General features: G+C 46.2%; 5 protein-coding genes. All 5 read right to left on the bottom strand.

What is annotated here, in order from left to right:
• Nucleotides 1–451: 451 nt before the first annotated feature.
• From ACXM0J_RS18505 to phnC, 5 genes are read right to left on the bottom strand one after another with little or no spacing between them, the layout of a single operon-like run.
• A complete protein-coding gene (locus tag ACXM0J_RS18505; protein ID WP_009389225.1) occupies nt 452–1,309 on the bottom strand; it encodes a LysR family transcriptional regulator in 858 nt (285 codons plus the stop codon).
• The gene (locus ACXM0J_RS18500) at nt 1,306–2,313 is read right to left on the bottom strand and encodes a phosphonate dehydrogenase (RefSeq protein WP_004757466.1); all 1,008 of its coding nucleotides are present in this window, start codon (nt 2,311–2,313) and stop codon (nt 1,306–1,308) included. The genes ACXM0J_RS18505 and ACXM0J_RS18500 overlap by 4 nt, the downstream gene beginning before the upstream one ends.
• 41 nt (nt 2,314–2,354) lie before the next feature.
• A complete protein-coding gene (gene phnE, locus ACXM0J_RS18495) occupies nt 2,355–3,152 on the bottom strand; it encodes a phosphonate ABC transporter, permease protein PhnE (protein WP_004757464.1) in 798 nt (265 codons plus the stop codon).
• Nucleotides 3,153–3,170: 18 nt separating this feature from the next.
• On the bottom strand, nt 3,171–4,031 hold the full coding sequence (phnD, locus tag ACXM0J_RS18490; protein ID WP_009389226.1) for a phosphate/phosphite/phosphonate ABC transporter substrate-binding protein: 861 nt from the start codon (nt 4,029–4,031) through the stop codon (nt 3,171–3,173).
• Nucleotides 4,032–4,050: 19 nt separating this feature from the next.
• The gene (phnC, locus tag ACXM0J_RS18485) at nt 4,051–4,830 is read right to left on the bottom strand and encodes a phosphonate ABC transporter ATP-binding protein (protein WP_009389228.1); all 780 of its coding nucleotides are present in this window, start codon (nt 4,828–4,830) and stop codon (nt 4,051–4,053) included.
• Nucleotides 4,831–5,114 lie beyond the last annotated feature (284 nt).

Below are 5,114 nucleotides of genomic sequence, written 5' to 3'. Positions count from 1 at the left end.
GGTTTGAATGACGCGGACATTGACCACAGTGATGATCAGGCGACCAAAGCAGGTTGGATACAGGCGAGTCTTGAGAAGATTAAGAGTACGCCTTTTGCGCTAGAGCCTAAGCACCTGACACACTAGATGTACCCGAAAAGGGGCTAGTGAGACTAACGGACACGTTAGCTGGTGGATATGCGATGCAATTGATCTAAATTAATTTCAAAGCACCAGAACCGGCTCAGTTGTGCCCAAAGCGGATGTTCGCAAAAAATAATCTTCTCTTGATACCGCAGATTAAAGTGGATGTTCGATATGGCCTTTTAAAGGTAGAAAACTTAGTATTTAGACGCCTACCTTCTAGAGAAATAACGCAAATGAATAAAATGCTACCATCAACTTAAAATCATGATATGTCACGGCAAACTTCACACTTTCTAACTGTTGGCATAAACAACATACCATCCATCTACTGAAGTAGAAATTTTTTGAAATGTGCCGATGGTGTATTTTCAAGCATATTGCTACGACAAATAACGTAAAGATTTTTGTAGGGGGTGATCCCTTCAATTTTAACGCTTCTTAGTCGACCACTCTCGCACTCATCGACCACAGACGAAGAGATCACCAATGAAATACCCAAGCCTGCCTGTACTGCCCGTTTAACCGCCTCTGTGCTTCCAAGCTGCATAGATACACCAATAGAATCTGCCACGCTTCCGAAAAAATGCTGTAACAGACGCCCTGTGCCGCTACTTGTTTCTCCCCCCAGCAATTTCTCTCCCTTCAGCCAATCTAATGGAATACTCGCCAATTTGGCCCACGGATGCTCCACCGGCACAATCACAGCTAGTTCTTCACTTCGCCAAACGCATGCATCAAATCCCTCTCGTTGATCCCACCATTCCATAATGGCCACATCGACTTCAAAGTTTTCCAGTTTTTTCACAATGGTAAGATTATCGCCAATGACTACATCAAAATTGCAAGTTGCTGTTTTCTTGAACCGCCTCAAGTGCGGTGGCAATACATAGATGCCGATATTCGAGCTCGCGCCTATTACAAGACGATTTGTGTCGAATAATGCGCACGCTCTGGATCCGGTGCGCACTAGGTTTTCCGCATAAGGCAAAAACACTTTGCCTTCCTCTGTGAGCGTACAACCTGCGTTGTTTCGCACAATCAGATTGACACTCAGCGACTCTTCTAGGCGCCTAACATGCTGAGTCACAGCTGACTGTGAGAGCCCTGTGTGCTTGGCTGCTTCACGAAAGCCACCCCGATTCACGACAGCCAGAAAAGTAACTACGCGTTCAAGATTGATCAATTAACGCCTTCCAAAATTGGATTATTGATAGCATCGGATGGCCTTTGGCCGGTCAGTGCCTGTAAGATATTATTGGCTGCTAGTTTCTCGATTTCGAAACGCACGTCGTCGACCGCAGACCCCAAATGTGGGGTGAAAAATGTTTGCGCTGTATTGGTCAGTAACTCCTGCGGAATAGCTGTTGGCCTATCAACACGGATCCACTCTTCCAATTCGAAAACATCTGCCGCATAACCCGCCAATTTTCCAGATTCAAGTGCTTCGGCAACAGCTAATTCATCGACAACTGAACCACGACACGCATTGATCAAGTAGCTTCCTGTGCGCATTGTGCCAATTGTTTCTGCATTCAATAAGTGCAAAGTTTGCGGCGTCATTGGCAGCATAGGTACAACAAAGTCACTGCTACTTAATAATTCATCGAGACTCACCTGTCGTGCATTCCAGGCCTTTTCCTGCTCTTGATTCAAGGCGATGTCATCGCAATAAAGCACCCGCATATCAAAACTCGATAAGCGCTTCGCAATCGCTCGCCCGACCGCACCCATACCGATGATTCCGAGTGTGCGTCCTGTTAAACCCGTTCCGTATAGTTCCGGTCTCCACCCGTTAAATCCGTGAGTTCGGATACGGCGATCCCCCTCGGCCAGATGGCGAGTCAGGCCAAGAAGCAATCCAATTGTCAGCTCCGCCGTTGGGATGGTCAGAAGGTCCGGCACGATGCTGAACCAAATACCACGGCGGGTACAAGCATCGACATCAAAGTTGTCATAGCCTTTGAGTGCTGCACCTACAATCTTCAATTTAGGGCAGGACGCAAGAAAATCATCATCGATACTGTCAGGCATGAATACCATTAGTGCGTCAGCATCCTTTGCTCTCTCCAGCAATTCTGCGCGCGACATAGTATCGCGGGTCATGTTGGGAACGACATCCGCAACAGATTGTAAATAATCGATAATTTCAGGATGAACCCAGTGGGTAAGAACTATTTTTTGTTTCATGTGGACCCTCATGTGTATACCGGATTTTTTATATGGGTTAGCTACTTGAACTTGCGACGCAAGAATGAACTGAATGTATCAACTAGCGTCACCATCCCAAGAATGACCAGCAATATCGCGGATACTTCTTGGTATTGCATAAGACGCAGCGATCCTATCAACTCGAAACCTATACCGCCGGCACCGACCATTCCCATCACCGTTGAGGCGCGAAAATTGTATTCCCACCGATAAATCGCGGTGTCGGCCATTTGCGGTAATACTTGCGGAAAAATGCCATGAAATATCACTTGTAGCGGGCTGCAACCTGCGGCCTGCGCAGCTTCAACTGGTGCTTGATCTGTATGCTCAATCGCTTCCGCAAAAAACTTAGCGATCATGCCGATTGAGTGCAGGCCTAATGCCAACACACCCGGCAGTGCACCAAAGCCGACAGCTGCCACGAAAACTATACCCATAATAAGCTCAGGAACAGATCTCAACACATTTAACAGAGCACGCGCAGCCTGATAGACCGCTGGATGTGGACTGGTATTGCGTGCAGCCAAAATACCCAAGGGCACGGACAAAAGCACAGCGATGGCGGTTCCAGCAATACTCATGGCTAAGGTATCGAGCACTGGCTTGACCCATGCTCTCCACTCACTAAAGTTGGGAGGGAACATCTCACCAATGAGACTAACAAGACTTGGCACGCCTTCGCCTAAACGCTCACCATCAAATAGACCAACGTAATACCAACATCCGACGACAATAGCTAAAATCAATATCACATACCTAACTACTCGATTCCAGCTTTGGCGCTGCTCTGACAATATGGCTTCGAAGTTCGTATTCATTGTAGAGACCTCAAAAAATTAGAACTTGGAAAAATCTAGCTTTAGCAAACTACCTAAATCACGCACGACATCGTAATCCTTATCTGTTACAGGCCCGAATCCTTCAGCCTTGAATGGTTTCAACACGTTCGGATCTTTCAAATCGAGGAAGGCAGCACGAATTTTTTCTTTAAGCTCTGGTTTTAAGTTAGAGCGCATAGCCCATGGGTACTGAGGAAACGGTTTTGACTCCGCTAAGACCTTCACTTTGTTTAGATCGATCAAGCCGCTCAGAACGAGCGATTTGAAAATGGGCTTGCTCAGACCACCGGCCTGCGCGTGTCCATTCTGAACTGCCATCGCCACTGCATCGTGAGCGCCTACGAAATGCTCCTTGTAATCCGTTCCGGCAAATAATCCTTTATCAGCAAGCATTGATTTGGGGATCAGGTGGCTGGATGTAGAGGCCTTGTCACCCCAGGCAACGGCTTTTTTCTTGATATCTGTGATGTTGTTGATGCCCGCCGCCTTATTCACAATTAGCACTGACTGATAAGTTGTTGTGCCTTTTTGTTGCATTGCTGCAAATGGTTCAATCTTACTTTTCTGTTTGGCCAATACATAAGACAAGGGCCCAAAATATGCAAGATCAATACGACCGAACCGCATTGCTTCAATCATTGATGAATAGTCAGTGGTAACAATAAGCTCAATCTTTTTGCCCAGAGCTTTTTCAAGATACATCTCTAGAGGCTTATTATTTTTAATGACGGTTGATGCATTTTCATCAGGCAAGAGAGCAACTTTTAATGTGCCGGGGTCAGGATTAGGTGCGGCATATGTGACACTACCTAAGAGGCTAAACAATATTAGAGCCAGTACAGCGAATAGCTTTTTCATGGTTATTTCTCCTCAGTTCTTAAGTTAAACAATGGTTATGAGTAATATTTGGAATGTTTGAATTCAATTGCGCTTTTTGTTCATAGAGTTCAGTTACATGCGTTTGTGTCAGAGCCGCTGGTATTGCATCGAACACAACCTTGCCATGAGCCAGACCGACGATTCGGTCAGCATAGCGTTTAGCGAGATCGACTTGATGTAGGCTGACTACAGCGGTTATGCCGTCTTCTTTGCATATCTGGTGTAAGAGCGCCAAGACTTTGTTGGCGGTTGCTGGATCAAGGCTTGCCACAGGCTCGTCTGCCAAAACAAGTGCCGGTCGCTGCGCTAATGCCCGAGCTATACCCACGCGTTGTTGCTGACCGCCACTTAACTCATCCACTCGTGAGAGTGCTTTGTGAAGTAGCCCAACGCGGTCAAGGCTGTGTAATCCAATAGATTGATCCTCCTTCGATAGAGGAAAAAGAGTACGAAGCGTCGAGTGATAACCTAGTCTACCCATTAGCACATTTTGCAAAACAGAAAGTCGACCAATTAATTGATGCTGCTGGAATATCATGCCAGTACGCCGACGATGCTCTTGCAATATTTTTTTGTCCAACAATGAACCTAACATTGTAATGTTTATATTGCCGTTAGTGGGTTTTTGCATCAGGTTAAGACAACGGAGCATTGTTGATTTGCCTGCACCAGAGGCACCGAGCAACACTGAAAACTGTCCCTGTTGAAACGTGAGTGAAGTTGGATGCAACGCAATCATTTGTCCGTACTGGACGGTAATATTTTGAAGTTGAATCATTGCTGCCAGACCCTCGTTGTTGTAATCAATCTTTATTTTTGATTACGAAATCAGATAATGAGGTGAGCATAACGACTCAATGTTACAGTTTTATTGCGAGCAATTAGCAATCGCACTCAAACGCTTGGCTATAAGACTTCCAATTGGTATGCAGTGAGGCGCCGGTAATTGGCGGAGCTAGCTGGGAGGGGTTTAGCAGGATTTTAAGGCACACCCTGGCGTCCGCTTCTGGCCGAACGCAGCTGGAAGGCTCAAAATAGGTCGAGACACATTAAAATTACGTC

The sequence above is a fragment of the Acinetobacter sp. GRABPA_MV_2 genome (assembly GCF_056725885.1).
The sequence above is the reverse complement of the archived record's forward strand: the minus strand, read 5'-3'. Positions and strand labels throughout refer to the sequence as shown.

Coding starts and splice junctions, on each gene's coding strand:
- ACXM0J_RS18500 (WP_004757466.1), bottom strand. CDS start 2,313: ATGAAACAAAAAATAGTTCTTACCCACTGGGTTCATCCTGAAATTATC.
- phnE (WP_004757464.1), bottom strand. CDS start 3,152: ATGAATACGAACTTCGAAGCCATATTGTCAGAGCAGCGCCAAAGCTGG.
- phnD (WP_009389226.1), bottom strand. CDS start 4,031: ATGAAAAAGCTATTCGCTGTACTGGCTCTAATATTGTTTAGCCTCTTA.
- phnC (WP_009389228.1), bottom strand. CDS start 4,830: ATGATTCAACTTCAAAATATTACCGTCCAGTACGGACAAATGATTGCG.